This window comes from Fictibacillus iocasae (genome assembly GCF_042665465.1).
In the GTDB taxonomy this organism is placed as follows: domain Bacteria; phylum Bacillota; class Bacilli; order Bacillales; family Fictibacillaceae; genus Fictibacillus; species Fictibacillus iocasae.
Map to the genome: position 1 here is coordinate 301,470 of NZ_JBHTCP010000013.1, position 23,478 is coordinate 324,947.

At 46.9% G+C, this 23,478-nt stretch carries 24 protein-coding genes and 1 pseudogene; 6 read left to right on the top strand and 19 right to left on the bottom strand.

Annotation, left to right across the window (positions count from 1 at the left end; all coding sequences use genetic code 11):
- Nucleotides 1–62: 62 nt before the first annotated feature.
- The 9 genes from ACFQPF_RS08185 to ACFQPF_RS08225 form a co-directional block, all read right to left on the bottom strand.
- Entirely contained in the window at nucleotides 63–425 is a 363-nt protein-coding gene (locus ACFQPF_RS08185; RefSeq protein ID WP_379748419.1) for a hypothetical protein, read from the bottom strand.
- Between the two features lie 182 nt (nucleotides 426–607).
- A complete protein-coding gene (locus ACFQPF_RS08190; RefSeq protein ID WP_379748421.1) occupies nucleotides 608–1,435 on the bottom strand; it encodes an ABC transporter permease subunit in 828 nt (275 codons plus the stop codon).
- On the bottom strand, nucleotides 1,428–2,336 hold the full coding sequence (locus tag ACFQPF_RS08195; protein ID WP_379748423.1) for an ABC transporter ATP-binding protein: 909 nt from the start codon (nucleotides 2,334–2,336) through the stop codon (nucleotides 1,428–1,430). The genes ACFQPF_RS08190 and ACFQPF_RS08195 overlap by 8 nt, the downstream gene beginning before the upstream one ends.
- Nucleotides 2,337–2,556: 220 nt before the next feature.
- Entirely contained in the window at nucleotides 2,557–3,015 is a 459-nt protein-coding gene (locus tag ACFQPF_RS08200) for a hypothetical protein (RefSeq protein WP_379748425.1), read from the bottom strand.
- A 57-nt stretch (nucleotides 3,016–3,072) separates the two neighbouring features.
- Nucleotides 3,073–3,582: a Crp/Fnr family transcriptional regulator gene (locus ACFQPF_RS08205; protein WP_379748427.1), complete on the bottom strand. Its 510-nt coding sequence runs from the start codon at nucleotides 3,580–3,582 to the stop codon at nucleotides 3,073–3,075.
- Between the two features lie 144 nt (nucleotides 3,583–3,726).
- Nucleotides 3,727–4,698 carry a YbgA family protein gene (locus ACFQPF_RS08210; RefSeq protein ID WP_379748495.1) on the bottom strand — a complete coding sequence of 324 codons (972 nt, stop codon included), beginning with the start codon at nucleotides 4,696–4,698 and terminating at the stop codon, nucleotides 3,727–3,729.
- 213 nt (nucleotides 4,699–4,911) lie between these two features.
- The gene (locus tag ACFQPF_RS08215; protein WP_379748429.1) at nucleotides 4,912–5,136 is read right to left on the bottom strand and encodes a hypothetical protein; all 225 of its coding nucleotides are present in this window, start codon (nucleotides 5,134–5,136) and stop codon (nucleotides 4,912–4,914) included.
- Between the two features lie 60 nt (nucleotides 5,137–5,196).
- Entirely contained in the window at nucleotides 5,197–6,768 is a 1,572-nt protein-coding gene (locus tag ACFQPF_RS08220; RefSeq protein ID WP_379748431.1) for a hypothetical protein, read from the bottom strand.
- Nucleotides 6,769–6,912: 144 nt separating this feature from the next.
- Nucleotides 6,913–7,761, bottom strand: a complete 849-nt coding sequence (locus ACFQPF_RS08225; protein WP_379748433.1) for a GNAT family N-acetyltransferase — start codon at nucleotides 7,759–7,761, stop codon at nucleotides 6,913–6,915.
- Between the two features lie 124 nt (nucleotides 7,762–7,885).
- On the opposite strand from ACFQPF_RS08225, the gene ACFQPF_RS08230 reads away from it, so the two are divergent.
- Nucleotides 7,886–8,068 carry a DUF6954 family protein gene (locus ACFQPF_RS08230; protein WP_379748435.1) on the top strand — a complete coding sequence of 61 codons (183 nt, stop codon included), beginning with the start codon at nucleotides 7,886–7,888 and terminating at the stop codon, nucleotides 8,066–8,068.
- Nucleotides 8,069–8,456: 388 nt separating this feature from the next.
- Nucleotides 8,457–9,275, top strand: coding sequence for an SDR family NAD(P)-dependent oxidoreductase (locus tag ACFQPF_RS08235; protein WP_379748437.1), 819 nt, complete (start codon nucleotides 8,457–8,459; stop codon nucleotides 9,273–9,275).
- Between the two features lie 71 nt (nucleotides 9,276–9,346).
- On the opposite strand, the pseudogene ACFQPF_RS08240 reads toward ACFQPF_RS08235, so the two are convergent.
- The 3 genes and pseudogenes from ACFQPF_RS08240 to ACFQPF_RS08250 all read right to left on the bottom strand — a co-directional run.
- A pseudogene (locus tag ACFQPF_RS08240) lies at nucleotides 9,347–9,499 on the bottom strand (IS1595 family transposase); the annotation flags it as partial.
- A gap of 477 nt (nucleotides 9,500–9,976) precedes the next feature.
- A complete protein-coding gene (locus tag ACFQPF_RS08245; protein ID WP_379748439.1) occupies nucleotides 9,977–11,077 on the bottom strand; it encodes a M24 family metallopeptidase in 1,101 nt (366 codons plus the stop codon).
- 326 nt (nucleotides 11,078–11,403) lie between these two features.
- The gene (locus tag ACFQPF_RS08250; RefSeq protein WP_379748441.1) at nucleotides 11,404–12,786 is read right to left on the bottom strand and encodes a glycine--tRNA ligase; all 1,383 of its coding nucleotides are present in this window, start codon (nucleotides 12,784–12,786) and stop codon (nucleotides 11,404–11,406) included.
- A gap of 550 nt (nucleotides 12,787–13,336) precedes the next feature.
- On the opposite strand from ACFQPF_RS08250, the gene ACFQPF_RS08255 reads away from it, so the two are divergent.
- Nucleotides 13,337–13,786, top strand: a complete 450-nt coding sequence (locus ACFQPF_RS08255) for a staygreen family protein (protein WP_379748443.1) — start codon at nucleotides 13,337–13,339, stop codon at nucleotides 13,784–13,786.
- On the opposite strand, the gene ACFQPF_RS08260 is transcribed toward ACFQPF_RS08255, so the two are convergent.
- The 7 genes from ACFQPF_RS08260 to ACFQPF_RS08290 form a co-directional block, all read right to left on the bottom strand.
- Nucleotides 13,777–15,261 (bottom strand): glycoside hydrolase family 32 protein, encoded by a 1,485-nt coding sequence (locus ACFQPF_RS08260; RefSeq protein WP_379748445.1) that lies wholly within the window; start codon nucleotides 15,259–15,261, stop codon nucleotides 13,777–13,779. The genes ACFQPF_RS08255 and ACFQPF_RS08260 overlap by 10 nt on opposite strands.
- A gap of 13 nt (nucleotides 15,262–15,274) precedes the next feature.
- A complete protein-coding gene (locus ACFQPF_RS08265; protein ID WP_379748447.1) occupies nucleotides 15,275–16,228 on the bottom strand; it encodes an aminoimidazole riboside kinase in 954 nt (317 codons plus the stop codon).
- A 489-nt stretch (nucleotides 16,229–16,717) separates the two neighbouring features.
- Nucleotides 16,718–17,221, bottom strand: coding sequence for a PTS sugar transporter subunit IIA (locus ACFQPF_RS08270; protein ID WP_379748449.1), 504 nt, complete (start codon nucleotides 17,219–17,221; stop codon nucleotides 16,718–16,720).
- Between the two features lie 494 nt (nucleotides 17,222–17,715).
- Nucleotides 17,716–18,126, bottom strand: a complete 411-nt coding sequence (gene hepT, locus ACFQPF_RS08275) for a type VII toxin-antitoxin system HepT family RNase toxin (protein WP_379748451.1) — start codon at nucleotides 18,124–18,126, stop codon at nucleotides 17,716–17,718.
- Nucleotides 18,116–18,523 carry a type VII toxin-antitoxin system MntA family adenylyltransferase antitoxin gene (gene mntA / locus ACFQPF_RS08280; RefSeq protein ID WP_379748453.1) on the bottom strand — a complete coding sequence of 136 codons (408 nt, stop codon included), beginning with the start codon at nucleotides 18,521–18,523 and terminating at the stop codon, nucleotides 18,116–18,118. Before mntA ends, hepT begins: the two co-directional genes overlap by 11 nt.
- Nucleotides 18,524–18,669: 146 nt before the next feature.
- On the bottom strand, nucleotides 18,670–21,051 hold the full coding sequence (locus ACFQPF_RS08285; RefSeq protein WP_379748455.1) for a M14 family zinc carboxypeptidase: 2,382 nt from the start codon (nucleotides 21,049–21,051) through the stop codon (nucleotides 18,670–18,672).
- A gap of 125 nt (nucleotides 21,052–21,176) precedes the next feature.
- The gene (locus tag ACFQPF_RS08290) at nucleotides 21,177–21,638 is read right to left on the bottom strand and encodes a YbaK/EbsC family protein (protein ID WP_379748457.1); all 462 of its coding nucleotides are present in this window, start codon (nucleotides 21,636–21,638) and stop codon (nucleotides 21,177–21,179) included.
- Between the two features lie 92 nt (nucleotides 21,639–21,730).
- On the opposite strand from ACFQPF_RS08290, the gene ACFQPF_RS08295 reads away from it, so the two are divergent.
- Genes ACFQPF_RS08295 through ACFQPF_RS08305 form a run of 3 tightly spaced genes read left to right on the top strand, consistent with a single transcriptional unit; the run spans nucleotide 21,731 to nucleotide 23,157 of the window.
- Nucleotides 21,731–22,195, top strand: coding sequence for an NUDIX hydrolase (locus ACFQPF_RS08295; RefSeq protein ID WP_379748459.1), 465 nt, complete (start codon nucleotides 21,731–21,733; stop codon nucleotides 22,193–22,195).
- An 18-nt stretch (nucleotides 22,196–22,213) separates the two neighbouring features.
- Nucleotides 22,214–22,672 (top strand): GNAT family N-acetyltransferase, encoded by a 459-nt coding sequence (locus ACFQPF_RS08300; protein WP_379748461.1) that lies wholly within the window; start codon nucleotides 22,214–22,216, stop codon nucleotides 22,670–22,672.
- Entirely contained in the window at nucleotides 22,672–23,157 is a 486-nt protein-coding gene (locus ACFQPF_RS08305) for a hypothetical protein (protein WP_379748463.1), read from the top strand. The genes ACFQPF_RS08300 and ACFQPF_RS08305 overlap by 1 nt, the downstream gene beginning before the upstream one ends.
- Nucleotides 23,158–23,478: the final 321 nt, after the last annotated feature.

The following is a 23,478-nucleotide window of genomic DNA, read 5'->3' on the forward strand; positions in this document are numbered from 1 at the left end:
GCAGATAATCAAAACGCACTGTATTTCATAGCGAAATCTACAGTGCGTTTTTTATCATCTCTTTACCCGTTCCGCTCTTCATCCACGGCGATCATTTCCTCGTCTATCCGATCTACTAACTCTTGATGGCTATACATATAAAGAACAGCCTCCTTATTGCCATCTTCTATATGTATTTCAGTCTCTATTCTTATTTTGGATGGTGTTCCTTTGTAATTAACCTCAAAGGTTCCAATCTCTTTGATATCATTGTTTTTGTTCATAGAGATGATTTCAGATGTAATTGTGTGGATTTCATCTTTTGAAAGACTCGATTCCAGCACAGATATGGATAGACGCTGTAAAAAAGGTTCAACTTCCTCAATATCAAAGTTCATCCCCGCCGCAAATGGGGCTTCTGTTTCGTTGTTTTTCTTGTTAAACAAATACAGAGCTCCTCCAATTAAAAGCAAAGCAATACATCCAATCATAAACCCTTTAATAAAAATTCCCCCTTTTCGCTACATGTATTATAGAACAATGTTAACTCTGCACACATTGAACAAATTATTCCACATTAGCTTCTAAAGGGGATATAACGTCATCAATCCACTCGTATTTAACGTATCTATATCTGCTTCGTAAACAGCACATTCCGATCATTGTATTTTGTGATCACCTTAAGCAATCCGAGATTTCCGACCAGCAAAACGGCTCCGATCACGAACAAGGTAACTGGGCTGATGATGAGAAACCCTGTTGCCTGGCCGATGAACAGGGCGACAACCGGGAGGACGACGATTCCTCCGATCTGCTGCGCTTCTTGAAATCCTTTTGCCCGTGCCGACACGAGCAAATTAACGAGAATCGTAAAGATCGTGATGATCGGAATCAGCCAGAAAATGAGGACGAGCCAGTTGCTGTTTGGAAAAATGAGCTCGCCAAACATCGGATACGTCAGAAGACTTGCCACGATTCCGAACAAAACAAAGCTAAGCAGAGATATCCCCATGGCTGGGATAAAGGCAGCCAAAATTTTTCCGACAAATAATTCCTTGAGCGTAACGGGCGAGAAGAGCAGTGTTTCCAGCGTACCCCGCTCTTTTTCCCCTACAAAGCTGTTAAGGGAAATCATCATCGCGTTCAAGCACGGGATCATTAAGAAGATGGAGCCGAGTAAATAGTTAATGACTACGAAAATCATCTTATGCGTCATGCTCGGGAGACTGTTTAACTCCTGCTTCAGGCTTCCGTCGATACCGCCGATAATGGTGTTCACAAGCTTTTCAAGGTCAGGTGATAAAGCCGGCGCATACTTGATCGCTAAAATGAGCCCGAACGGAACGAGCACAGCAAAAAGTACAGGAAGCAGGATCATGCCGAGCCACACCTGACTGTTTTTCCTGATGGCTTTCAAATCCTTTTGCGCGATTACCCAAACCGTCTGCTTATGCATGCTTTCCACCTCTAATCTGAAAATAGATTGACTCAAGATCACGGTTTTGGATTTCCACATGATAGACGGGAAAAGCTGCCGCAATTCGCTGAACGAGCGGTGTAATTTGTTCACGATCAGGTAAAGTGAAAACGTACTCGTTCTCACCCATTGTTGCGGCAGGGTACCCAAACGAAGTTGCCTCCAATGGATGTGCCGTCTCCACTTTCAGTTTGATAGAACCGATCTGCCTTTCTTGCAGGTCTCTTAATGTTCCCGACTCCACGATTTCTCCATTTTGTAAAAATAAATACCGTGAACACACAGTCTCGAGCTGATGAAGGATATGCGAGCAAAGCAAGATTGTCGTACCTTCTTTTTCTTTGAGCATCTTGATATATTTGAGCACCATCTGAATGCCTTCTGGGTCCAGGCCGTTCGTCGGCTCATCCAGAAACAGAAGCTGCGGCTTATGAAGAATTGCTTTGATCATACCGAGCCTGCGCTTCATCCCTGTGCTGTATTTTCCGACTGGCTTATGCTGTGCCTCGAGCATGCCGAACTCTTCAAGCAGCTGCTGAATTCGCTTTGCATCATACGCACGATATAATTTCGCGAAGAACTCCAGATTCTCAAGGCCCGTCAGCTCCTGATAAAGCCCCGCACCGTCTGTTAGAATCCCGCTCATTGCTCGAATGTGATCCCCCTCTTTTACCGGATTGTATGGGCCTACCTTCATCTTTCCTGCTGAAGGGAGGATCACGCCGTTAAGCAGACGAATCATCGTCGTTTTCCCTGACCCATTCGGACCTAGAAGACCGACAACCTCCCCTTCATTGATAGAAAACGTCATGTTTCTTAAAACGTGCTGCCCGTTAAATTCTTTGCTCACTTGTTCACTTTTAATAAAGAGTCTGTTCATTGGCAAAACGCCCCCTATTTTGCACCATTCTGCTCACAGTGTACCACATTGATACCATTTTCGGAATCAATAGTTTTATCCTATTTACGCAATAAACACTCGCTCTTTACAAAGGACCGCCATACAAAAACGTCCCTGAAGATGCTGCTTCGGGGACGTTTTTTGAATGGTTGAGGGATTTGCGGGCAAGATTCTCAATTTGCGGCCGAGCCCGCCAAGCCTAACTCTTCAGCTTCACAATCATCGCATCCATTAGCTTCACTTTTTCCTTCATCTTCACGTTGATTTCCTGCTGAACCTGCAGCCAACTGGCCATCTTCTGCTTAGCCGCCGCATGATCCTGCTCTCTTAATGCGACCTTGAACTCTTTTCTCGTCTGCGCTGATTTCTTTTGCAAATCCATCAAATCCGTGCGCAGCTCCTTCAGCTGCTTACGTTCTTCAGTCAGAGCAGCCGCTTGCTTAGCTGCGGTTCTATGCGCTCTCAGCTGCAGCAGTTCATCCTTTTTTTGCAAAATATCCTGCTTGATTTCCTGACGCTCAAACCGTATCTTGTTCGCTGTATGCAGCTCTTCCTGAAACCAAGGCTGCTGAAGCCCCGCCTTTCCTTCTGCCATACTGAGTCCGGGCTGGCTGCATAGGACAACCGCTCCTACCACCAATGCGATACATTTTTTCAAAACAAACGCATCCTTTCGTCTAACGTACAGCATTAGTGTTAGACAAAAACGATGATCTCACTCATGAAAATTCTTTACCTGCTGAAGTGCGCGATTGACGGTCTCTCTTCTCAGCCCGATAAACTGTCCGATTTCTTCCTGCTTCAGTACATCCTGCACGCGGACACCGGGAAAGTACGTCTGAAACCACTGCTGCAGCTTCACGATCTTTTCGGACGGCGTGAGTGCTGTCAGCTGATCGATCCGCTGCTGCATCATCCTCAGCTTATCCTGCAGCAGTCTCGCCACTTCCTCATACCGCTGTGGTGACTGTTCAAGGTTTCTGTACCATTGATCTGCCTGAATAATTTCTACTTCTGATGCTAACAACGCTTGTGCTGTGCCGTTGTATTCTTTCGGGCTGATCAGCGAATGATGCGGAATGACCTCTCCCGGCAGTATTAAATTGAGCAATACTTGGCTGCCATCTTCATGCAGCTTCACGACCTTTAGGAGGCCGCTTTTCAGCTCATAAAGCGGACCGTGGTCTCCTTGACGAAACAAAATCTCTCCTTTAGCCAGAAACATAACGCCACCCCGCTCTTATTGTTCTGACTATAAGGTAACACAATTAGACTTCGGGGACCTAAACTTCGGGGTCCGGTACACACTCTTCAACAATGGGGGTTTTACTCCATTTGTGTGACGTGTGTACCGGACCCCGGTGTACGTTTAGTAATCCCTTCCTTTGCCGGAATCCGTGATCTCGAGCAGCTTTTCTGGATACGGAGCGAAGAACGTTTGTCGGAGCATGCGATCATCTTCAAAGCGAACCGCCCATGACTTCAGCAGTGTGACAATGCTCGAAAACGGCTCTTTTTTATCACTGTATTTGTCCGCGAGCTCATGAAAGAACGCCATTTCTCCATCACTCACCTTCCCATCAAACTGTGTCGCGATCGCCTGTGCGACGTTCAGGTTGGAATCATAACGCGCGGCCCGGTTGAACAGCTTTAGCAGCGCTTTTTCATACAGTGCCATCACCTCAACCTCTTCTCGTTCACCGCTCGACTTTAGTATCCGGTCGAGCACCTTTAGCGTTGGATTGCTGTATGCCATAAACAAATACAGGTTCCTCTCATGAAACTCATGCAGTTCATCTATTCCACCGCCACCTTCCTTTAACGCTCGGAATGAGGCTAACGTAAAGATCTTCGTATAAAATCGGTCGCGTATCGTGAAATTGTTCAGCCGGCCTTCTTCTTCGACCGCATACACGCCGAACCGCTCCATCACCTTCCCTCCAAAAAGTCCGCTCGCATGGCCGATCGCCGGCCCTTTCTCGACGCCGGCATACACTCGCACTTCTTTTAGTCCGCAAGAAGGCGACCGGCTTTTTAAAATGAAGCCGTCCGTCGCGCTTACACCATTTAAATATCGGTCCGAAAACTGACTCATCGCCTCTGTGACATCGTTCCCTGTAGCCGGCTGCAGCAGTTTATGAACACCATCGCGCCCGACGATCCGAATCGTCTCCCGCGGTGTTCCAAGCCCGATCTCCACCTCTGGACAGACCGGCACAAAATCCACAAAATCCATGAGCCTCTTCACAACAGCATTATGTATCATATCGCCGTTATACCGGCACGCATCAAACTCCAGGCACTGACTCACAACGAGCCTCGGACGGGCATATTCTCTCATCATTTCTCCTGCTCCTTCACAAATAAACGTCTTAAGAGCAGTCTAGCCATTTCAGATGGATATCAAAACAATGTTGTACCTTATCAAAATTCCGCGCCGTTTATGAGACTTTTTGATAAGATGCGCGCCTATTGAGGCAACATGCGAGCAGGTTTCTTTGGCATTCACGACGAGTGAAGTCCCAGATGAATGGCCAACTAGTCCGCGTTCTCCTTAAAACGGCTTGCGCGCCAATTTTTTGATTTGCGCGCCATACTTGAAATTGCGCGCGGTTCCAAAAATCCCCGCGCCGAACGAGGTTTTTTTCGCGCCGTTCAGCTGCTGCGCGCCGTTACAATCACTTTGCGAGCGGCTTTCTATTCCAATCCTAAGATTGCGTGCCACTCTTACCAGCTTGCGCGCCAGCTCAGTCCTGACGCACCATCCAAACATCACCATATAAAAAAACCTCAACAAACCGGGATCATCCCGCTCGTTAAGGCTTTCATGCTCAACCCATTATATCGGATACCCCGAAGTCACCAGCTCTTCAATAACTGGCGGCTCGTTAAGGTGCTCTGTCATCGCGAACACTGCTGCGGCAAATTCGTCATAGTCCACAATTTTAGCCGGGAAAGAAAAGAGCTCGCTGTTGTCCTTTCCTGTTACGACGATATGAACCGCACTCATGAACAGACTGCGCTTTCTCTCGGCTGTGATGCTGCGCACCTCGTGCAGCGGGACGATAAACTCTTTCTTTCCGTCCTGATAGACGAGTTTCGTGCCGATAATCGCCACGATTTTGCTTCCTTTTCCGTCCTCATAATGCACTTCTTTCTCGCTTTCGACTATTCCCTGCTCGCGGTCCTTAAAGAACCGGTCCACATGCTGAGGAATGGCGCGCTTATCGAAAAGCTCGAAATTACTGTATGTGCCTTCCCACATGTACACCGAATCATCGTCATTTTCTGTGCCGAACGCGCCGACCCATGCCGCATACTCGCCATGGTTTTCGCCTGTAAAGCCCATCAGATAATAGCGGACCGGCTGGCCGTAAAGGTTTGTTGTGTTCACTTCTTCCTTTACCGACATGCTGACGGGAAAGTCCTCGTATTCTTCTGTATTCATCAAATATTTAAACAAAGCTGTGCGGGCAAAATAGTGCTGTTTCTTTGTCTTGACCGGGAAAAGATGCTCTTTGCGCTGCTCCATCAGCTCTTCATACACGAGCACGCTCGTTTCGAGGTGCGTCGCACATTGCTCGAGTGCGGCCGGGTCATAGGCAAAGCCTTTTTGCATACAAATCGTAAGCGCGCGCCCTTGCAGAACAGGATCTTTAAACGAGCTTGCCTCGATTAAAAGCGGTTCATATTCGGGCTTGAAATAATAATCCATGAGCCCGAGATAGGTAATCATGTCCGATCTGAGATCTAAATAGTCTTCCTTCCAAAACCGATAAACAAACTTGGTAGTGTAGGATTCTTCATATTCCCTGTACTTTATCTTAGCATCTTCAAAATCCTGAGGCAGGTGTTCATGAACGAGGGCTGGAGACAACCGGTCTACCATATTATGATCGAGCAGGAAAAGCAGGCTGCTGTATATAAAATGCTTCCATTCCGGATGCTGTATCTTCTTGAGATGATTGGTTACGACCTTCTTTAAAAATTGCGGCTGGCCGAATAAGCTCCGCATCGGATAGATCGCGTTGTCACCTTGCAGCAGCTTCTCAAACCATTGATACAAAAACAGCTCAGCCCGCTCATCCGGTGAAGAAGCTGTATATTCGATCACCATTTCCTGCACCATCGGCGGGAATGCATGAAAATGCTCGTTGATCGCTTCGATTACAGGCGGTACATAAAACTGGCACACGAATTCCATCAAGTGCAGCTCAGGTTCATCCCATAGCTCCCCGCTTTTTGGAAACCCTTTTGCTGTTTCCTTGACCACCCATACGAGTTTATCGATGGATGCTTCAATGTTTGCCTCCTTCAGCTCATCTAGCAACACAATCGCATCATATCGTACGTCCACCTCATCCTGGCGGAGCTTTTTTACGATTTTTTCAAGCTTCGACTCTATGCTCATAACCGAATCCCCTTTTACTATATTAGGAAAATACCTTCTTTTTCTATCATACTGTTTTATCCAGCTGTTTTCTAGATGAGGTTTTTACAGCTCGTCTTTTCATCCTATGCATGCGAGCAAACGGTTCAGAACACGTATAGGCCGCTAGCCAAACTTATACTCAATATAATCGCAGACGGGCATGTATCCGATTTTCTGATAGATTTTGTTGGAGGTCGGGTTGGCGAGGTCGGTGAACAATGTGCAAAATTCGAACCCAGAATCGAGCAGATGCTGGCTTAGCGCTGCGACAAGAGCGCTCGCATATCCTTTGCCCCGGTGTTCTTTCGGTGTGTACACAAGGTTCACGGATGCTCCCTTCATGTTCGGCCGGGTTTTCGCTGCCATCGCTACCGGCACACCGCCGTTTTCCCATATGTAAAGCGAGCCTGACTTTATCCGTTCTTCGGCATAATTTTTCGCTTCTTTTCTGCTGATCAGCTGGTTCGTTTCTCCTGTCATGCCCAGAATCCAGTCGGGAAGGTAGGACATATCCTGATCGGCGGCTTTTCGCATCGCACCGGTCTTTCCTTCAGGATGAGCGACTTGCTTTAACGTATACAGCCTAAGGTCCATCGTTACGCGTTTCCTGCTTTTGTTTATGTGTGACCACTGATTCGCGAACGCCATACCCGCTGCTTTGCTCGCCATGATTTTCGGAACGCCATAGCCCAAGCCTTTCAAATAAGAAGCGAGCAGCTCGACAGCCGCACTTGCCTGAGCGCTGTCTTTTTCGAGCAGCAGCATTGAATATGGCGGAATCATCATCGCCAGCAGCAGCGTATCTTTGTCCTCTTTTACCGCTGCCAAAAAAGGCTTCTCCTCTCCCCATTCGGCCGCCGCAAAGCGCAGGCAATTGCCGAGAACGATGCACGCCCGGTCCTCATGCTCCATTAGAAACGCCTCATTATCACCGTAAAACTCCGGAATACTGTCATACACGCGCAGTTCCAAAGAAATAGCCCCCCAGACCTAAGAAATGGATGAATAGGTATTCAAGACTGCGGCCTGATAATCCTTTAAAAAAGTAACGTTACTGCGAGTTTATGCGACGAATAAGGAAAGGAGGGATGAATGAATGAAAATCCTGCTTACCATCCTCTTTGCCGGCGTCTGCCTGCTGCTCGCCTTTTTCGGCCTCGGTCCCGTTATCCTTGCTGATGGATCGTGGTCTGAACGGCTATGGACCCTGCTTGTGGTCATCGTCCTTTTTGCTGTAACAGCTTTTCTTTATTGGTATACACTTAGAAAGCTGCGCTGACATAAGAATTGTGGAGGGATAACGTTTCTCTAGCCCATTAAACTTGATAACAGCGTAATGAACAATGATGCTACTATTAGAATGAAATTGTAGCGTGATTAAAATATGTTCACGTTACAAGCAGCATTGTGAAAGATAGAATGAGAGTGTATGGTTATTCTCTTTAGAAAATCGTCATAAATAAAGGCTCTTTTGGTTAAGAATTTACTTTTGGTATAACAAGGATAAAATTACTTTTTGTGGTATTATGTAGCAGAGACTTATTCAGCAAAAGGGCAGTTTACTTGAATAAGGAATTGAAAGTTTTATAGAAGAACACACTCATTTATGAACGATAATGTATAATTTCAGATATCAAAATTGATGTAGTAATGGGAGTAGTGAAAATTTGAAACCATTAACAGGGAAGATTGCTGTTGTTACAGGTGCATCCCGTGGAGCTGGTAGGGGGATTGCTTTTGAACTAGGCAGTGCAGGTGCTACGGTGTATGTGACTGGTCGGAGTGTAAAGGGAGCAACAACCGATAATCGACCAGAAACCATTGAGGAAACTGCCGATGGTGTCACTTCAAGAGGAGGTAAAGGCCTCGCCATACGATGTGACCATACAAGCGACAACGACGTGAGGAACTTGTTTGAGCAAATTGAAAGGGAACACGGTCGGATTGATATTTTAGTTAATAGTGTATTTGGCGGTTCTGAGAGTTCGCTACCATCAGGAGATGGACGACATTTTTGGGAACGACCACTGGAGCATTGGGATGCTATGATGGTTGCTGGACCTCAAGCTTATTTGCTGACTACCCGTTACGCTGTGCCTCTGATGAAGCAACATCACAAAGGATTAATTGTAAATATCACATTTTTTATCAAGGACAAGATTTCAAGTAATCTATATTACGATTTAGCTATGAATGGTATCAATCGTATGACACTTGGAATGGCAAAGGAATTAAAGGACTCCAACGTTTCAGCCGTTGCTGTTTGCCCAGGTTGGATGAGGACAGAAAGAGTTAGAGATTCAGGTTTTGGACCAGAGGATGGAGCAACAGAAACAACAGCATATGTAGGTCGTGCGGTTGTGGCATTGGCAACAGACACCACGGTATCTAAGTTTTCTGGCGAGGTTAAAATGGTGGCTGAACTAGCAAGAGAATATGGCTTTACCGATGTGGATGGAACCCAACCTCAACCATTTGAAGGGTAGCTTCTTCAATAATAGGGGGCTTTAACGGAATTAGAGATACAGTCGTTCCATAAAGGAATGGCTGTTTTTTTTATCTCACGTAGAGAATTGACGGTAATACACTTTATATTTTGGCAAGCACTTCGTAGCATTTGGCTTATCTGTTCTTTTTCAGCCAGCTTCTTACTTTGCTGAAGGTAGCAGAACTAGTAATGGTAATTGTCCAAATACTTCGTAACCACACCCCAATTTAAAACGGGTATCTTTAATCATGGCCTCTTTGGCCTGCAGAATTTCAGGAGGTCTATTTATGAACCTTGAAAAATCACTCATAGAAACGTTTAAGGAAAACGGAGTCTTTTTAGGCGAATAGTTGTATGTCCAAATATTATACGCGTTTGATTTTATTCACACTTGCTCCGAGTCACAGCTAGCCATAGCTGGGGTAGAATTTTTTTATGTTAAAAATACAGACATTCACCCTCAGTTTCCCATTAAAAGCATAGATTGTTCTCCATTGATGAATAAAAAGAAACATTGGAAAGACATAGTGGAAGAATGCAATGAATTTACAAGGGAGATAATGGCTATTGAACTGACAACAGACGATAGCCAGTATTGCCATTTTACAGTGATTGCAGAGGATGAATAACGAAAGTACAACAAAACGACCAGACAAATCTGGTCGTTTTGTTGTAGTGCTTTATCGTTTTTTATCTCTTTTACTTAACAATCTGCAATTTCTTCGGGTATTTCGTCAACGTCTCATATCCATCGGCTGTTACGACAACATCATCCTCGATACGCACACCGCCGAGGCCGTCGATGTAGATGCCTGGCTCGATCGTGTATACCATTCCGGCTTTCAGGATGCCGTCATTGTTCTCGCTCATCGACGGAAACTCGTGTACATCAATTCCGAGGCCATGCCCGATGCGGTGCGGGAAATGGTCGCCATAGCCAGCGTCCGTGATCACCTGGCGCGCTGCCTTATCAAGGTCTCCGATACGCGTCCCTGGCTTAGACGCTTCTAGCGCCGCCAGCTGTGCCGCAAGCACCGTCTCGTAAATCTCTTTCTTCTTCTCATCAATCTCGCCAAACGCCACCGTACGTGTGATGTCTGAACAATAGCCGTCGAGCACCACACCAAGATCAAACAGCACAAGGTCGCCGTGCTGCAATTTGCGCAGACCTGGATTGCCGTGCGGCGCTCCTGATTTCTCGCCGAAAAGAACCATCGTCGAGAACGACATCGCGCTTACGCCTTTCAGTTTCAGCTCGTACTCGATTTTCGCGATTACGTCCATCTCTGTGACGCCTTCTTTCAGCGCAGAAACGCCGACTTCCACGCCATAATCAGCGAGTGCAGCAGCACGCTTCAAGATTTCAAGCTCGCTTTCTTCTTTTACGAGGCGAAGCTCATTTAAAGCTTCCTCTGCTGCAAAAAGCTTTGCACCAGGGTACATGCCAAGTAATTTTTCTCCGCGAGCAAAAGGAAGTGTCTCGATTTCTGCCGCGATTTTTTCAGCCGAAACCACACCTCGCTCCTGGAGCTTCGCGCTGATCATCGCCCACGGATCTTCTGAATCGCTGTAACCAATAATTTCATGCTTCCAGCCCGCATCACGCGCCTGAGAAATTTCCATGCCCGGACACACTAAAAAAGGATCGCCTTCAGGCAGCACAACTAATCCCAGCACACGCTCATGCGGATGGCAATCAAACCCGCTCAAATAAAGAACATTCGCCGACGTATGCACGTACGAAAACGCATAGCCCTCTTCCTTAACCCATTGTGTAAACTTCTGGAGTCTTTCACTCATTAGAATTCCCCCTCGTAAAATATGTAGAGAAACCTGGCATTTGCCAGGTCTCTTTTGTTTCAGTAATTTATTAGAATTCAGAGAAGGGTTGATTTCCGTTTCAGGCGCACGCTTTCCGCGGGGTGAGCGGTGAGCTATCCGCCGCAAGCGCCTTTGGAAGGTCTCACCTGTCTCACTCATCCCGCTGGAGTCGGCGCCTTACACTCCAATCAACCTATTCAAAGATGCATTCAAGATGTTCAAGTGGAAAAAGTGAGATAGGGCAATTAAGCCTTCCTGATATTCCAGTTCTTCCTCTTTTGACATCCGTCATAAGACAACTTTTATTAAAAGCTCATCTTCTCTTCCAAGAAGTTTTTCAATTCACTAATGCTCACACGTGTCTGCTCCATCGTATCACGGTCACGGACGGTTACCATGCCGTCTTCTTTGGAATCAAAGTCGTATGTGATACAGAACGGTGTACCGATTTCGTCCTGGCGGCGGTATCGCTTGCCGATTGAACCGCTCTCGTCATAGTCGACCATAAAGTCTTTCGCGAGCGTGCCGAACACTTCCTGCGCTTCTTCAGACAATTTCTTCGACAATGGCAGGATCGCCGCTTTGTATGGAGCAAGTGCCGGGTGAAGGTGCATCACCGTGCGGCTCGTGCCGTCCTCAAGCTGCTCTTCTTCATACGCATCGATCAAGAACGCGAGTGTCACACGGTCTGCGCCGAGTGAAGGCTCAATGCAATACGGGATATAGCGCTCGTTTGTTTCTGGATCAATGTAGTTGAAGTCTTCGTTCGAATATTCCATATGCTGCTTCAAATCATAATCCGTACGTGACGCGATGCCCCATAGCTCGCCCCAGCCGAACGGGAATTTGTACTCAAAGTCAGTCGTTGCGTTGGAGTAGTGAGAAAGCTCATCTTCGTTATGGTCACGCAGGCGAAGGTTTTCTTCCGCCATACCGAGTGACTTTAGCCATTTTTCCGCTGTCGCTTTCCAGTGGTCGAACCATGTAAGCTCTTCGCCCGGTTTGCAGAAGAACTCCAGCTCCATCTGCTCGAACTCACGCGTACGGAACGTGAAGTTACCTGGCGTGATTTCGTTACGGAAGCTTTTGCCGATCTGTGCGATACCGAATGGAAGCTTTTTGCGCATCGTGCGCTGAACGTTTTTAAAGTTCACGAAAATACCTTGCGCCGTTTCTGGGCGCATGTAGATTTCGTTCGAGCTCGACTGTGTTACGCCTTGGTGCGTTTTGAACATCAAGTTAAACTGGCGGATATTCGTAAAATCGTGGCTGCCGCACTCTGGGCACGCGATGTTGTATTCTTTCACGAGCTCTTCCATCTTCTCGAACGGAAGGCCGTCGACGATGATTTCTTTGCCTTCTTTATCCGCCGCATCTTCAATCAGCTTGTCGGCACGGTGACGCGCTTTACAGTTTTTGCAGTCCATCATCGGGTCGTTGAAGTTGCCGATATGGCCGGACGCTTCCCACGTACGCGGGTTCATCAGGATCGCTGCATCAAGACCCACGTTGTACGGAGATTCCTGTACGAATTTCTTCCACCATGCTTTTTTTACGTTGTTCTTCAGCTCAACACCAAGCGGGCCGTAATCCCACGTATTTGCAAGACCGCCGTAAATTTCAGAACCTGGGAACACGAAGCCTCTGTGCTTCGCGTGGTTCGTGATGGTTTCCATGTTTTTTGACATCACAATCACTCCTAAAATTTAGTTATAAAATATAAAAACTCCCGTCTCCGGGCTAGTTTTTAGCCCAGGGACGAGAGTTGTATGCTCCCGCGGTTCCACCCTAGTTGATGCACAAAACATACTGTGCATCCTCTTTTCCGTAAACAGGCAACTCCGGATCTCCGTTTCACTGCGCCTTTTCACCAGGCTTCCACCGCCCCCGGCTCGCTTTTGAAAAGTTTCGTCAGCTACTATTATCCTTCATAGTCGCGTATTCTGTTGTATTTAATATAGTAATATTACCAAAAAACAAAAGTGTTAGTCAAAGTATAATGGCATTTTATTGTTTTTACTTTGATGCAATTAGAATTCGAAGATGTGGTTGATCTCCGTTACAGGTGCACGCTTTCCGCGGGGCGGGAGGTAAGCCCTTTCACTCCGATCAACTTTTCCAAAGATGCATTCAACGTTGTTTAAGTTAAAAGAATTACTAGACGCACTTTTAATATTGCGCTTGTGTAATCAAGCAGTATCTTAAAAAGCCAAACCCAATACACAAGGAGGTACAATTATGGTCATGTTCAACCCGAAGAAGCTGAAAACGGTTTTTATGCCGCCTGCCACTGAGACGGAACCGGTTATCGGGCGCCGTTATACGCTGACGCATTCTGATGAGACTGGTGATTTATTTTTAGATATTGGCACTGAGTATGCGTGGAACCAAATCACCGCGATGCGTGATGAAGTGCTCGGCGAATGGAAAACGAACTTTGCTTATCCTGTTTTCGCCGGCCAGGTGCTTGTCGCAGACTCCACGATTTCAAAAGAAACGGCCAAAGTCCGCTTTGATATCTTCACGCGTGAGCTTCCGCTCGCACTGCGAGCCATCCGCTACGGCGACAAAAACTTTTTCCAAGCGCATTCTCAGCTCGATATGGCACCAATTTGGATGTTTTTCGAGTCGTATTATCCGGAATACAACGGTTTCCGCGACTTTGGCATTTTTAAGACTTATGCGTAACGCTCATCCTGCATCGGATACGCCCCAGCGCTTTTATTTAGGTCCCATTTGTTTAAATCGAACGACACATACCCTTTTGATGCAAAGCTGTAGCCTTTGTTTTCAGGATAAGGGAACTGACGCGCGCTGAACACTTCCTGTCCTTCGTTCACAAAAATTTCGAGCGAGGACGTATCCACAAATATACGAAGTGAATCCAGCTTCTCTAAATAACAGTGGCGTGCCTCGGTCTGGCCGTGCGCGAAGCTTGCCCGCTCGAGCGTAGCAAGCTTTTTTTCTTTGTTATAAATGAAACGTGCGTTGCCGCGCAGTGTGATTTCAAGCATCTCATACGTCCCGTGGATATGATCGAGGCTGATCTCCATCACGTCCCCGTCCAGTCCGGCAAAATGCTTTTCTTCATTCACGACTTCTGCCCCGCTATAGCGGACACCGTCGCCGCGAAGAATCTTCATCTCTTCAAGCGGCACTTGGTAAAGCTTGTTGCCGACAAGCTTCAGTTCACGCGGAAGGGTCAGGCTGTGAATCCATTTGAACGGAATGGTCGGATGCTTTTGTTCATACTGATCGGGCATGCCCATCCAAGCAATCATGATGCGGCGGCCTTTTTTATCGACCAACGTTTGCGGCGCGTAAAACTCGAACCCGCGGTCCATCTCGACAAACGCCTCGTGGCGGTATTTCACGTTTTCATAGTCCAAGTCCCCGACAAGGTACCCGCACTGGTGCTCGTTATGATACAGCATCCCGTCTGGCGCGACGCCCTGCGGCGACACGACCATCACCTCGCGCCCGTCCAGCTCAAACAAATCCGGACATTCCCACATATAGCCGAACTCTCCGATATGATCGGTGTTTGTTCCTGTCAGGTCGCCAAGGCGCGTCCAGTTTTTCAGATCATGTGACTGAAACAAAACAGCGCGCCCTTCCAGCTTTTTCGTCTGCGCCCCGATTACCATGTACCAGACATCATCCTTTTTCCACACTTTCGGATCGCGGAAATGCGCCGTATACTCCTCAGGCAGGTGAAGGACCGGACCATGCTTCTTGAACGTTTTGCCGTCTGCCGATTCGGCCAGACACTGATACGTCTCGCGCTCATCATCTTCTTTTACGTTACCGGTATATAATAGGAACAAGTTGCCGTCCTGCTCAACCGCACTGCCAGAATAACAGCCATCCTGCTCGTACCACTCGCTCGGCGCGAGCGCGATCGGCTCATGCTCCCAGTGCACAAGATCGGTTGAAGACACATGGCCCCAGAATTTCGTGCCATGCGCCGTCTTGAACGGCTGCCACTGGTAGAACAGATGGTATTTTCCGTTCCATTCGATAAAGCCGTTCGGGTCGTTGATCAGACCCGTCGGCGGCATAATATGATAGTGCAGGCGATACGGGTCATTTTCCACGATATCGCGGTTTTTCTCTATTTCAGCATATGCTTGTGCCAGCAATTCTCGTTCACGCTCTGTCACAAGGCAATCCCCCTTATTTCTCGAGTAAAACAAGTTCAGTCACTTGCTGTAATGTTGGCAGTGCGGTCATCGCACCCTTTACCGATGCGGCGAGCCCGCCCGATACGCTCGCGAAACGCGCCATCTCGGCCGCTGTTTCAAGCGATATATCGGCAAGTTCTCCCTCGTAGCGGTTCAGCTGATACAGCATGCCGGATACAAACGCGTCCCCAGCCCCTGTCGTATCGACCGCGTCGACCTTCATCGCGGGCACATGAACATGCCCGTTCTTCGTAATGCAATAGCTTCCATTCTCGCCAAACGTGACAAGAAGAAGCGGTATTTCGTATGCTTCCATCTTTTTTAACGCAGCTGGAAACTCTTCTTCTTCCGTTAAAAACGTCAGCTCCTCGTCCGAAATTTTGACGATGTCTGCGTTAGGCAGCATGTCGATGATCGCCTTTTTCGCTTTTTCCGGGCTCTCCCATAGCGACAATCTCAGGTTCGGATCATACGAGACGAGCATCCCGTTTTTCTTTGCGTACTGCACCGCGGTTTCTGTTGCACTTTTTGACGGTTCACTGATCAAGGAAATCGAGCCAAAATGCAGGATTTTGTGCTGCTGAAAAAGCGATTCGTCAATCTCACCCGCTTCTAAAAAGCGGTCCGCACTCGGATCGATGTAAAAGTCAAAGCTTCTCTCGCCGTTCGCCGCCAATGTCACAAAAACAGCGCCTGTCCGTGTTTCCTTCGTTTTATATATATGCGCCGTGTTGACGCCATAGGTATGAAGAGTTTCAATCAAAAAGTTTCCCAGAACATCATCGCCCACTTTGCCTAAAAAGACGGAGCGTAACCCAAGCCTCGCGAGGCCTACCGCTACATTTGCTGGAGCGCCGCCCGGGCTTTTCTGGTACGTAATGTTCTGTTCATCGAGCGGGATAAAATCAATCAGTGCTTCTCCGAGTGAGATCACACCATTTTTCATCTGCAGGCCTCCTATTTATGAAGTGCTGAAGCCGGACATCGTTTTATATCGATGCTCGCCTGCCAGCTAACTTCCTTATATATAGAAAATGAACAGGCAATCATTCGGCTGCCTGTTCATTTCACCTATATCATACTCTTTTCTGTTTGCAATGCAAGGGTATATGGCACTTTTAATTGTAAAGAATTTCAGCTACATACGTAGCTTTGGTTTCGCACCGAAAAATTAAGAAAGCCGTTGATTTCCGTTACAGGCGCACGCTTTCCGCGGGGTGAGCGGTGAGCCCTTCCGTCGCACGCGCCATTGGAAGGTCTCACCTGTCTCACTCATCCCGCTGGAGTCGGCGCCTTTCACTCCAATCAACCTATTCGAAGATGTTTGTATGCAGCTAAACACAATCGTAGTAAAATCTCTAATCAAGAGTTAACTAGATGTGCTTTCAACTTCATAAAAAGTACCTATCCCTGAAGCACTCTGTCACGTTCTTGTTTACGTAGTCTTCAGGCTTAGTGATAGTAGGGCGGTTTCGCCTTTTATGGCTTCGGTTGCGGCGCGTTTGTTTAGGGTTTCGATTTTGTCGCTGTTTGTGATGATGATTGGTGTGATGGTGCTGGCTGCTTTTTCTTTAATTAAGTCGAGGTCGAAGGAGAGCAGTTTGTCTCCAGCAGATACTTTGTCGCCCACTTCAACATGTCCTTCAAACCCTTCACCTTTCATGCCGACTGTTTCAAGGCCGACGTGGATGAGGATTTCCGTTCCCGCTTCTGATTTGATACCGATCGCGTGCTTTGTATGAAAGAACTGCACGATCTCGCCATTTACAGGAGATACGACAACGCCTTCTATCGGCTCGATCGCGATTCCGTCACCCATCATTTTTTGAGCGAAAGTGGGGTCCGGTACGTCTTCAAGTGCTACGACTTTTCCCGTTAAAGGCGCCACGAGCGTGTCCTCTGTCTGCTTTTCTTTAATTCCGAATAGTTTTTTAAACATGTTCATCTTCACCTTTCGTCTTTCAAATATGCTTCTTTAAGTTTTCACCGGCAGGCGCTTCTTAAAACCTTTCGCCTTGCCTGTTCGCTTTTACAGACTAAAGCACGTGTGGGAAAGGAGTCAAATGATTTACTTGTTGCTTTGATTTACGGGGAGGTGCAAATATATGGGGTTTGATGCAAATAAATGGGGTGCTGTGCAAACAAAAAAAGTGGCTTTTCTCGTGATGCAAATAAATTTTTATACCTGCAAATAAACTACTAAGATTCGCAAACAAACTTCCGAAATTCGCAAATAAACTTCCGAAACCTGCAAATAAATTGAAACGAGCGGATTTTCATCCAGCAGATTCTGCTTAACGTCATACGCTCTGCGCCTGCAATGATGCGTCCTAAAGCTAAATTCGAGGTAATGCGTCCACAATCCGCGCAAAATAACAACTAGGAAACCCATTTGACAAGGAAAACGACCAGACTATTCACCTGATCGTTGTCTTATGTTTGATAATTAAGAATAGCTTTCGTAAAATCTTTAAAGTCTATGAGGTGCTTTTCTATAATCTGCTGCAAGATATCCACATTGACGGCCTGATAGTCATGTACCGCGATGTTTCGAAAACCAACCATAGCCTTGAGCCTTTGAGATAATACTGTATCAATGATTCCCTTAGACTCCAGCAGATCAAACGCATCTCTGCTTGACTGAGGAAGGCCAAGTTTCTTTTCCGAAACAAGATGCATCGCTAAATCGATTGAGGCTTCACAAGCGCGCTGAATATTAAGTATCAATGAATCTTGCTTTGTATAATCTTTAAGGTTTAAAGGATTGTTATCATAAACCTCATTTATCCGGGAAAGGCAGCGTTCAATGATACTGATTTTGTTCATGATGACATCATTGTTCATACACAGACCCGCTTTCTTTAATTTTATCTAAAACAATGGCTCGATCTTCATTTAATCGCGCATACATGGAATACGCCGTCATCTGAAGCTGCATCCGTAATGTTTCATCAACACAATAAATCACTTCTCCCGTTGAGTAAATTCGTGCTTGAAACACTGTAGAGGCACTTCTTAAATCAACAAGGTCAACATCCTTCTTTAAAATGTCAGCTAACTGTTGAGCCAGCATGAAAATCTCATACGAGTCCATCGTTTTATCTTTATGATAAAAGGCAATATCAATATCACTGTCAGGACGATTGGTCCCATTAATGACGGATCCGAACACAATAATGAAAGAAGGATTCAATTTTGCAACGAGAAACTCTTTAATACGAAGACGAACTTCTTCCGTCATACAAATCCCTCCCTCTGTTTATTCTCATTATACCCAAATCCAGGTGCACTTGTACTATGTAAAAGCCCATCCCGCTCCTTATCATTCTTGAAACAAGCAAAAGAAAAACGACCAGGCTATTCATCTGATCGTTTTCCAAACATGTACTATTCAAACAACGTATTCGACATCAATCGGAACAGGTAATCCGTGTGGTCGCGGAATCCGGCTTCGAGCCCGATGAGTGTAACGTCGCCTTTTCCTTCTTTTACGATAACCGGCTGGCCGGCTGCGATGCTGTTGTTCTGCCAGTGTCCGGCGACGAAGAAATCTCCGCTTCCGAACGTTGCGAGTGATGTCGCGTCACCGAGGTCGGTGTACCAAACTGGGCGATAGACGAATCCAACATCGGTAGACTTGTAGCCTGACGTAATCTCGCTCGCGCCATAATTCACGTTCACGATGCCATTGCTGTCCGATCCGCCCGTGTTCACCTTCACATCGGTCACGCCGAGCTTAGCCGACGCTCTTGAACCTCCTGCACCGACTGCCAAGTACTTTCCGCCTTTATTGACGAAATCCTGCACGTTCGCCTTAAACTGGTTGTACTGTGCTTCGCTTTCTAAAATAAACTCTTTGTTACCCGCTCGTGTTGAGCTTGTAGCCACAGTGATCATCGTGTCAGTTCCGCTGAACACGAACGCGTCAAAGTCGGACAATCCTTTTGCCGCCACATCACGCGGTGTTACCTCGGTCACATCATAACCGAGACGCGCTAGTGCAAGCTTCGTTCCGGCATGTGACTGCGCTTTGCTGATCCCGCCATCTTTTAAAATCGCAACCTTCAAATCTTTCACGCTCTCTTTTTGCGCAGGAAGAGAAGCTGCCTTCAGCTGGATGCCTGCATCTTTCACAAGCTGTGACGACGCTCCGTTTTTAAACGACGTCACATAAAAGCTGCCGTCGCTGCCTTTATACACCGTTTCGCCGCTGTTTACCAAATCGTTTACCAGTTTTACAGCCGCAACCGATTTGTTCGGAATCACAAACGGTCCTTTTCCGCTTAACGCGCCGTTAAAGTCCGCGTTCTGGACTGGTGCTGATTTTACAGAAAAGTTCTCTGTTACTTCAACCGCATCAAAGCCCCACAGCTCAGGCAGGCTCCATGCCGAGATGTCGTACATGGCTGGTGTATCGTTCGTGATGTCCTCGCCGTTCCAAAGCATCGTGTTCGCGAGGCCTGCTTTCGCTTGGTCCATCGGAACGATAAACGTTCCAGCCGGATAGGTCTTACCGTTTGCACTGAACGCCTTTGTCGCCTTTTCCACCTTCAGATCGTTAAAAATCAAATGATTAACAGCCTTCTCCGTTACCGTCGGATCCTGCTCGTCCACCGGAAGCACGTACGCTTTCGGGAAGAAGCCTTCTTTATGGTAAGGGTGGTCAAAATTGATGCCGCGCTTAAAGATCTCAATCTGATCTCTCAGCATGCCCTGCTTGTTGGCTGTTGCATATTTAACCGCACCGAGTACTGCGTCTTTCGTCCACTGCACACCGTCGAGATCGTTTGTTGGTGCTTCAAGCGTGTAGCCGTAAGCACCGTGATACATCGCATACATTGGCGTGAAGATCGGCGGATAATCATCCCATCCAGACGAATCGTCGCGCTGCGGGATGTACGTGCTCGTCATGCCCTCATATTCCGGTCCCTTGTATGCCGCGCTGTTGCCTATGATCTGGCTTTCCATCGCCTCCGCCTGGTTCAGCGCCCATTTCGAGAACAAATCGTACTCATAGTTCGGGTTGTGCGGCGGTGTGCACGGCTCGATCAAACCGGTCTTGCCATCGCTGCCTTTTACATATCCGTGGAGATCCAGAAACACCATTGGATTCCATTCTTTGATCAACTCAACCGTCGCTTTCGTTTCTGGCTGTGATTGCGTGATAAAGTCACGATTTAGGTCGATGCCCTCGCCGTTAAATCGCGTTCCGTCCACACGGCCGTCCGGGTTCGCAACCACGTTAAAAATGAGGATGTTGCTGCCAAGAATGTCCATCGTCTCTTTGTCGTTTTCATAGGCAAAGCGCTCGATCATCTGCAGCACCGCATCACTGCCCACATATTCCGTACCGTGAATCGATCCGTTGATCATGACCGGCACTTTAAAATCAGGGTTTTGCGCGATCCAGTCCTGTGCTTTTTGCGGATTTTTGAACATTTGCTTGCGCAGCTTTTTATAATGGCCGAACTTCCCTTTATCAGCCGGATTAGATACGGTCACGACGTACATCGGGTACCCATCCGCTGACACGCCGTTCGTTTTCAGCGACACACGGTTGCTTTCCTTTGCATACTGCTGCAGCATAGCACCGATCTTTGAATATTTAACAAAATCATAATGCTCGCTATTAAAAAGACTGCCTTCCGCCTCTTCGTATTGGTTAACATTGCTCCATTTGACCGGTGCTTCTGCACTTGCTGCATAAGGCTGTACCGTTGCTGTCACTATACCCATACTCAATAAACCTGCAACCCACTTATTTTTCACGTTTTTATTCCCCTCTCCCTATAACACTACTGGATTATTATACTTTTATACGAATAATTATTCAATTATTTATCGCACTCAAATTATTCGGTTTAATTATCCAATTATAGAGCGGGTATTTTTACCTATTTTTGTAAATTAATAATTCTTCCACCGGTAAGCTCTGCTAGTTTTGTGAGGTTGATCGCAAGTACGGACTCTGGTATGCCCGCTGCCGTATAGACCGTGTCAAACCGTGACAGCGACTCGTCCAGATAGATTGGCAGCTTTGTTGCGAGTGCATACGGACAGACCGCTCCGGGCTCGAAGCCCGTTTTCTCCAGCACCTCTTCCGCCGATGCCATCTTCACCTTGCCTGCACCAAGCTGCTGTTTGACCTTTTTCTGATCCACGCGAACATCCCCTGCCGCGACGAATAAACCGAACTCGTCGTTGCATTTAAACAAAATGGACTTGGCAATTTGCGCCGTCTCCACACCGAGCAAGCGTGCCGCCGCTTCCGACGTATGCGCTTCTTCTTGTAGCACAATCGGCTCGAGATTTTCATCATATTTCTTCAAAAAAGCGCTCACTCTCTCCAATGACACCAGGACCACACTCCTTTTACGTAACACTTCTTCTTTTCTCACATCTTCCCTTCTAAAAGATGATAAGATGTAAAAATAAGGATGTGATCAACATGGACTATATCACCTATTTGCGCAGTATGGTCGGCCACTCGAAAGTCATCATGGCAGCATGCGGCGTACTCGTTTTTGACAACCAAAACCGTGTGTTGCTGCAGCTTCGTGCCGAGGAAAAAGCATGGGGACATCCCGGCGGCTTTATGGAGCTCGGGGAGACGGTGACCGAGACCGCTCGGCGTGAAGTTTTCGAGGAAACGGGATTGAAGCTGGGGAGACTTGATTTCTTTGGCATCTATTCGGGTGCACAGCACGACCGTAAACTGGCGAACGGAGATGAGGTCGCGCTCATCAAAATCATGTTCACGTGCCGAGATTATGTAGGAAGCCTTCAGGGCGATGAGAATGAAACGTTACAACTGCAGTTCTTTCCGCTCTCTGAACTGCCGCCGATCTGGAAACCGCAGCATCCGGTGTTTCGTGATTTGCTGAATGGCAGTGAGGGGCCTTTTTTTGAATAAACTTACACAGGAGGTAACATGGTCACATTAACCGAAATCAACGCAGACAACTGGTACGAATGCTGCCAATTGCAGCTAACTAAGGAACAAGAAGCGTACATGGAGCCGAACGCGGTTTCCATCGCGCAGTCAAAATTTCAGCCATCACTCAAAGCCTATGCCATTTATCACTATAAGCAGATGGCTGGGTTTCTTATGTTTAACTCGGAACCCGAAGAACTGGGTGGCCATTGGGTGTACCGCATTATGATTGATCAAGCGTTTCAGGGCAAAGGAATCGGCAAGCAGGCGACGTCATTAATGATCGCGGAAATGGAAAAGCTGCCTGGGGTGAAGAACATCGTGGTTGGCTATCATCCGGATAATATGGGGGCACACCGACTGTATAAAAGCCTTGGATTTGTTGATCATGGTGACCGGTTTGGCAAGGAGATGGCGGTTGTTAAACCATTAAAAACGTTACCTCGAGTTAAGTAATGAACACCTATTTAGAGGAATTTCCTAATTTAAAAACCGTTCTTCGCTCCTTCAGCGGACGTGAACAGCACTATAATTGGCTGCTCACTGACGCCGAATTTCATGATTTTGATCGCTGTCTGAAGTATTTTGAGAGTGAAGTAACCTTTGACGACGGCTCCATCGCTTATTGGATAACAGGAGAAAATTTATACAAGCTGGCGTTTGAGCAAGAACCTTATTTTGTTTGGGGAGTTTTCTCCGCGTTCGATAAAAATGAAAACATTGATTTGGAAACGTTGAAGCCCATTCCGTATGCAGATGGTCATTCATCTTACTGGAATGGGGACCCCAGAATTCAACATCCAAAAGCCATCGCTGAACTTGTTTTCTGGGACTCGGAATTCATTCTGCTGCTTAGCCGAAATCAAGAATGGTCAAAGTCGTTTAGAAACTCGTTTGGTGGTTGGAAGGATTTGAATGAACATGAACAGGAAGACATGTAAAAGAGCCCTACGTTGCTCTTTATTCTTTTGGTCCTCATGAATTGCGATCCGTCTAGATCGATAATCAGCCTATTGCGCGCCTTTCCAAACGAAATGCAAGCGCGTTATGCCAATTTTCGCGCCGAGCCGTCTTCACCTCAATCTTTTAACAAGTTAAATTCCCTCTTCTACTAGCTTCCGCGCCAACTTTTTGATTTGCGAGCCATATCTCCTTTTTCGTAAGCGTAAAATTAACCACACCTTATAATCACTAAAGCCCCATAGGATAATGAGCTTATCTTATCTAGAGAGGGGCTTTTTTATTTGGAAGAACAACAACAA

Coding starts and splice junctions, on each gene's coding strand:
- ACFQPF_RS08190 (WP_379748421.1), bottom strand. CDS start 1,435: ATGCATAAGCAGACGGTTTGGGTAATCGCGCAAAAGGATTTGAAAGCC.
- ACFQPF_RS08195 (WP_379748423.1), bottom strand. CDS start 2,336: ATGAACAGACTCTTTATTAAAAGTGAACAAGTGAGCAAAGAATTTAAC.
- ACFQPF_RS08205 (WP_379748427.1), bottom strand. CDS start 3,582: ATGTTTCTGGCTAAAGGAGAGATTTTGTTTCGTCAAGGAGACCACGGT.
- ACFQPF_RS08210 (WP_379748495.1), bottom strand. CDS start 4,698: ATGAGAGAATATGCCCGTCCGAGGCTCGTTGTGAGTCAGTGCCTGGAG.
- ACFQPF_RS08215 (WP_379748429.1), bottom strand. CDS start 5,136: ATGGTGATGTTTGGATGGTGCGTCAGGACTGAGCTGGCGCGCAAGCTG.
- ACFQPF_RS08220 (WP_379748431.1), bottom strand. CDS start 6,768: ATGAGCATAGAGTCGAAGCTTGAAAAAATCGTAAAAAAGCTCCGCCAG.
- ACFQPF_RS08230 (WP_379748435.1), top strand. CDS start 7,886: ATGAAAATCCTGCTTACCATCCTCTTTGCCGGCGTCTGCCTGCTGCTC.
- ACFQPF_RS08245 (WP_379748439.1), bottom strand. CDS start 11,077: ATGAGTGAAAGACTCCAGAAGTTTACACAATGGGTTAAGGAAGAGGGC.
- ACFQPF_RS08250 (WP_379748441.1), bottom strand. CDS start 12,786: ATGTCAAAAAACATGGAAACCATCACGAACCACGCGAAGCACAGAGGC.
- ACFQPF_RS08255 (WP_379748443.1), top strand. CDS start 13,337: ATGGTCATGTTCAACCCGAAGAAGCTGAAAACGGTTTTTATGCCGCCT.
- ACFQPF_RS08265 (WP_379748447.1), bottom strand. CDS start 16,228: ATGAAAAATGGTGTGATCTCACTCGGAGAAGCACTGATTGATTTTATC.
- ACFQPF_RS08270 (WP_379748449.1), bottom strand. CDS start 17,221: ATGTTTAAAAAACTATTCGGAATTAAAGAAAAGCAGACAGAGGACACG.
- hepT (WP_379748451.1), bottom strand. CDS start 18,126: ATGAACAATGATGTCATCATGAACAAAATCAGTATCATTGAACGCTGC.
- mntA (WP_379748453.1), bottom strand. CDS start 18,523: ATGACGGAAGAAGTTCGTCTTCGTATTAAAGAGTTTCTCGTTGCAAAA.
- ACFQPF_RS08295 (WP_379748459.1), top strand. CDS start 21,731: ATGGACTATATCACCTATTTGCGCAGTATGGTCGGCCACTCGAAAGTC.
- ACFQPF_RS08300 (WP_379748461.1), top strand. CDS start 22,214: ATGGTCACATTAACCGAAATCAACGCAGACAACTGGTACGAATGCTGC.
- ACFQPF_RS08305 (WP_379748463.1), top strand. CDS start 22,672: ATGAACACCTATTTAGAGGAATTTCCTAATTTAAAAACCGTTCTTCGC.